The 5530-nt window shown below is 56.4% G+C and carries 4 protein-coding genes; 3 read left to right on the top strand and 1 reads right to left on the bottom strand.

Annotated elements, in window-relative coordinates:
• Positions 1-637 (bottom strand): LacI family DNA-binding transcriptional regulator (locus tag K5905_RS26520; protein WP_297589837.1); only part of this gene is annotated, 637 nt, incomplete at its 3' end.
• 154 nt (positions 638-791) lie between these two features.
• On the opposite strand from K5905_RS26520, the gene K5905_RS26515 reads away from it, so the two are divergent.
• The 3 genes from K5905_RS26515 to K5905_RS26505 all read left to right on the top strand — a co-directional run.
• Complete coding sequence (locus tag K5905_RS26515) at positions 792-1091, top strand: hypothetical protein (protein ID WP_297589834.1); 300 nt, start codon at positions 792-794, stop codon at positions 1089-1091.
• 506 nt (positions 1092-1597) lie between these two features.
• Complete coding sequence (locus K5905_RS26510; RefSeq protein ID WP_297589830.1) at positions 1598-4951, top strand: cellulase family glycosylhydrolase; 3354 nt, start codon at positions 1598-1600, stop codon at positions 4949-4951.
• Between the two features lie 396 nt (positions 4952-5347).
• Positions 5348-5530, top strand: a 183-nt coding sequence (locus K5905_RS26505) for a PAS-domain containing protein (RefSeq protein WP_367187028.1), incomplete at its 3' end; no start/stop codon positions are given.

Here is a 5530-nt window from a genome sequence, read left to right as displayed (position 1 = left end):
CTTTGAGCGTTGCCTTGAAACCTTCAAGGCGATCCCGGCCCGGCTTGTGCGTCAGCAAACCCGTCACATGGCCGATATTTGTGTGACCGCACGCCAGAAGATGGGAGATTGCCAATTCCGCACCGAGGAAGTTGTCGACCACGGCGATCGGAACCGCCGGATCGTCACTCCATTCCCCAGCAGTCACGATCGGTGGCAATTTGGGGTTGGCTGCACGAATATCGGAAATCGAAAAATGCCCGTCCAGGATCACGATGCCGTCGCAATTGTTCTTGCTGAAATAATCACTGAGCCTTGAGCGTGACATGGACGGTTTGCGCGTATCGGCAATCAGAACCTTCAGGTTCCTGTCCGCGCAGACGGTCTCGATCCCTTGCAGGATGTTGGAAAAATGCGAGTTCCCGATATCGGGAACGAGAGCCACGATCGTGCCGGTATCCTGTCGCCGCAAGTTGCGCGCGGCATGATTGAGAACATAGCCGGTTTCCTCGACCGCCCTGGCAACCTTGTCGCGGGTCTTGACCGAAACCCTTTCAGGTGTCGACAGCGCCCGGCTGACGGTCGCCGTCGATACTTTTGCTGCCCGCGCAACATCCTGAACGGTTGGATTTGGTTTGTTAAAGTCCAACTTGGTCATTCTTTGCTGATTAGCCGATAACGGTCTGTCACTGCCGCCTATTCTTCAAACATCACACCGGAAAAGCAATCTTCACTGTCGACGCAAACGGCCAAACTGATGTTTGCAGGGCTATAACATAGTCTCGTCCTCCTGACTTCAAAAGGAACATCCCATGTCCGAAACACCGAAGATGGATCTCACAAGCGCCAGTCCGCCCGCGAATTTCTCACCGGAACGGCAAGCCCTCTGGTGGCTGAAAAAGGGAAATCTCAGCCTCGGGCCGGAATGGCAGAAGGCCCACGAAATCTGCCAGAGCTTTGAAGGCGAGAAAACCCATGACTGGATCCACGCGCTCTGCCACCTGATCGAAAGGGATTACGGCAACGCCGCCTACTGGTTCCGTCGCGCGGGCAAGCCCTCAAATACAAGGGATGCCGAAAAGGTCTGGCAGGAGATCGCGGAAACGGCCTAGTTGTTCTGACACTGTTTTTAGGTCTGCCCCACTATGCATGCCGACCCGAATACCCGCCGTATTCCCCCTTCGGCAGCACCAGGTCATGCAAGGCAGCGAAGCGGGTGAGAAGTAGCGCTGCATACTCGGCAGGGCGATTGCGGACAGGCTGGTCCAAGTGATTTGACTTCGAAAGCGTCATACACAATGGCGGCTTCAAGTCCGGCACAATGGAAGTTTCAAGTCTGGTGCTGCTGAACACTCTCCTTATTGCAATCTAAAGTTTGAATACAACCAAACATACCCATAAGAAGCAGAATACTTTGATAGGAATAAAATAAAAGAATTGATAAACTTTAATCTCCCTCTACGTAATCAAAATTAGAATAATTCAATTATTTCGAAACTAGATCAAAAACAAAAAGAAATATTTTCTTAGTTATTTTGGCACCTTGCGTTTTTTCGCCGCAATGATTTGTTCATGATTGCGCTTCAGCTCGCGGAGAGGCAAGTACCGGAGATGAAGCATGTCGACTTTTTCTACTGAATCCAACACTCTTGATCTTGATCTGCGCAGCCGCTGGGGGTCGGGTCTGGTCGCAGATCTCAGCCTGTCGCCAACACAATCGCTGAACGGGTGGACCGTTACCTTCGACTATCCCGGTGAAATCGTGAACATCTGGAACGCCCGGATCGTGTCAAGGGTCGGGGACCGCTATGTGGTCGAGGCGATGGGTTACAATGCAAACGTGGCCGCAGGTGGAACCGTGTCCTTTGGGTTTCAGGGCAGCGGAAGCGTTCACGAAATTACCCCGGTCGCTCTTGTGGGGGAACCGCTCGACACACCGAGCGACCCCACGCCACTCCCGGTTGTCTCTGTCACTGACGTCACATCGTCGGAAGCAGATGGAGAGATCAGCTTCGATCTTCAGCTCTCCGAACCGTCAACCACGGACATCACGATCACCTATCAGACCGTTTCCGGCACGGCCACCGATGGCAGTGACTATACGGGCGCAAGCACGCAGATCGTGATCCCTGCCGGGCAAACGACGGCCACGATCACACTGCCCCTGACCGACGATATGACCCAGGAGGGTACGGAATCCTTTACGCTGGAGCTCCTCACCGCGGACGGCGCCGAAATCGGCGACGGCACCGCGACCGGAACAATCCTTGACAATGACACCGATACTCCGCCGACGGATCCTCCAGTGTTGAGCATCAGTGACGCGAGCGTTGTGGAGGGCGACCCCGACGCAGGGTCCGTGGCAACGGGTCAGCTCATCGCGGACGGCCCGCTCTCGACTGCCGGGAACCAGATCATCGACAGCAATGGTGACGCCGTTCAAATTCGCGCAGTGAACTGGTTCGGCGCAGAAAACGACGTGCGTGCGCCCCACGGGCTCTGGCAGCGCCCCATGACAGAGATGATGGATCAGATGGTCGACGAGGGCTTCAACGCGATCCGCCTGCCATTTTCGGTTCAAAACATCCTGGAAAACCAGGTCGCGACCTCGGTGGGAGGCGATCCGAGCCTTGCCGGGCTCACCACGCTCGAAATCTTTGACCGGATAATCGATTATGCCGAGGAAATCGGAATCAAGATCATCCTCGATGCGCACAGAGTCACTCAGGGCAATGGAGCCGAAGGGATCTGGTATTCCGGTGCTTATGACGAGACAGACTGGATCTCAGCCTGGGAAACTCTTGCGACCCGGTACGGAGACTCGACCGCCGTCATCGGTGCCGATCTTCTCAACGAACCGCATCTTGGCACCTGGGGCACGGGTGAGCGCAACGATTGGGCGGCGGCCGCTGAACAGGCAGGCAACGCCGTCCTCGACGTGGCACCAGACTGGCTGATTCTGGTGGAAGGGATCGGCAACTACGATGGCGACAATTATTGGTGGGGAGGTCAGCTTCAGGGCGTACGGGACCGCCCCGTGGAATTGGCGGTCGACAACAAACTCGTCTATTCACCGCATGACTACCCCGCCTCGATTTACCAGCAACCTTGGTTCACCGACGGCTCGGACCTCTACGAAGTTTTCCGTGAGAACTGGGGTTTCATCTATGAAGAAGGTATTGCACCCATTCTCTTGGGTGAATTTGGTTCCCGATTGGAAAACGCCCAGGACCTTGTGTGGGCAGAAGCCATCACCAACTATCTATCAGGCGATTTTGACGGCGACGGGGTCAACGATCTCAACGCGGGCGAGGTTGGACCGAGTTTCGCATGGTGGTCCTGGAACCCCAATTCCGGCGACACCGGCGGTTATGTGTTGGATGATTGGACGACGGTTCGCCAAAATGCCGCTGTTCTGCTGGATCCGCTGCTCGACCCCAATTCTGAGACGGATGATGGCACGGGAAGCGCCACGACATTGCTCATTTTCGATGTGTCTCTTGATGCACCTGCAACCGAGGCACTCAGTTTTGCCTACGAAACGCGCGATGGCACCGCAATCGCGGGCGAAGATTATGTCGCCGCAAGTGGGACAGTTGAATTCACCGTTGGTCAACAAACAGCGCAGATAACCGTCGAAGTCATCGCCGACACCGTGGAAGAGGCTGACGAGACGCTGACGCTGGTCATCACTGACCCGGATGGGACCGAGATTGTTGCCACCGGCACCATCTACGACGATGATGTTGAAGATACCGGCGATGACGGCACCGGCGGCGATGGTACAGGCGACGACGACACGGGAGACACCGGCGGCTCCGGGCCGTTTGTCGGCGGCGGGACAACGTATTATGTCGGCCAGACCTCGGTCGTGACCGGGTTCGATCCGACAACCGATGTGCTCGATCTGGGCTCGGATTCGATCCACAACCAGATCCCGGTCGATACGCCCGCAGGCTTCATGATGCTGCACATGTTCGACAGCAGCAAATCCCTGTTGCTGGAGGGCGTCAGTCTCGCCGATCTTCATCCTGAGAACTTCGCGCCGATCTCCGACGCCCATCTGCAACAGGACCTCAGCGCGGTCCTGGCCTATGAGAACGGCACCGGTCTGGTGCGGGACAACACGGTCTACATTCGCTCGCACGAAGAGGGGCTGGTTGAGACCGTCGACTTCAACCCGGCGACAGACAAGATCAGCTTCTTCTACCTCTCTGTGCGCGGTGACGGTCAGCTCAACTTCGCCGTCGAAGACACAGCCGAGGGCGCGCGCTTCTACAACCCGCTGACGGGACAGAGCCTTACCCTTCGCGACGTGTCCTTCTCGGAGCTCGACAGTTCCCATTTCGAGTGGCGCGCCAACCAGCTTGAAGATGGCATCGCCGGAAGGATGGGACTGGATGCTATGATCGACGGCTTCACCTATGTCAGCGAGAACGTCTTCACCGGCAAGAGTGTTGAGATGGCCGGTGGTGTCGACCGCGCCCCTTATCACAGCGTGCAGGGCTATGAGGACTATACCGGCACGCCGATCGGAGGCGGTTCGGATGATGATGGGACCGGAGACGATGATACGGGCGACGACGGCACCGGCGACGATGGATCGGATGACGGCACCGGGGACACTGGCGACACGGGAGATGGGGATGGTTCCGATGCCCTTGATGCGGCGCTAGTCGTCTCAAACGATTGGGGCTCTGGTGCTACGGTGCTTCTGGAGATCTCCAATGTCGATACCTTTGATTTCAACGGGGGGTGGACGGTTGAAGTCGACCTGGATCCTTCACTCATCAGCGGCAGCTGGAACAGCGACTGGAGCGCGAATGCTGATCATAGCGGGATTATTGTGTCGGATGTCGGCTGGAATGCTGATATCGCAGCGGGCCAAGCCATAGACGTCGGCTTCCAGCTCAATCAAGGCGGGCTTGACGAATTTGTGCTGAACCAGGATGCCGACTTTAGATTCATTTAGCATCGAATGACACCAACACAGTGACCAAGTCTGCATCGCCGACGGTTTCCGATGACCTCTCATCTCGTCGAAACTCCTCGGCGGTGCAGTTCCTTCAATCTTGTCCGGTGGGCCACGTAAGTAGCAAACACGTGCCGCGTTTCGTGGTGTCAGTCAGTGCGGACCAATGGTCCCAAGTTCGCGCTTGAAGCGAAGGTCCGAGGTCCATCCTTCACGGCTGGTTCCTTCTGCGGATCATCACTAACGGCAGCTTTCGGGATCCGTTTGATAGCTGACATACGCTCTTTTCGAGGGCTCAAGGCGGTCGCAAATCAAAACAGTATCAGTTTCCCTCTCCCCTTTCGGATTATACCTCTGCTGTTCAGTCTCACCGCGTTTTGATCTAATCTCCCCCACATGGAGGAGACACAGCATTTGAAAGCGCAGCTTGATTTGATGCAGGCGGCACTGGATCACATCAATCAGGGCTTTACCGTGTTCGACAGCGACCTGAGACTGGTCGCGTGGAACCGCGGCCTGTCGGACATGCTCGACATGCCGGAGGAAATCATCAAGCGCGGTTCGCATCTGGAAGCCTTT

Source organism: Roseibium sp., from assembly GCF_025698965.1.
In the GTDB taxonomy this organism is placed as follows: domain Bacteria; phylum Pseudomonadota; class Alphaproteobacteria; order Rhizobiales; family Stappiaceae; genus Roseibium.
Note: the sequence above shows the minus strand (reverse complement) of the source record. Positions and strands in the feature narration are given on the sequence as shown.

Bases quoted from the DNA above. Each gene is read 5' to 3' on its own strand.
- K5905_RS26515 (WP_297589834.1), top strand. From the start codon at position 792: ATGTCCGAAACACCGAAGATGGATCTCACAAGCGCCAGTCCGCCCGCG.
- K5905_RS26510 (WP_297589830.1), top strand. From the start codon at position 1,598: ATGTCGACTTTTTCTACTGAATCCAACACTCTTGATCTTGATCTGCGC.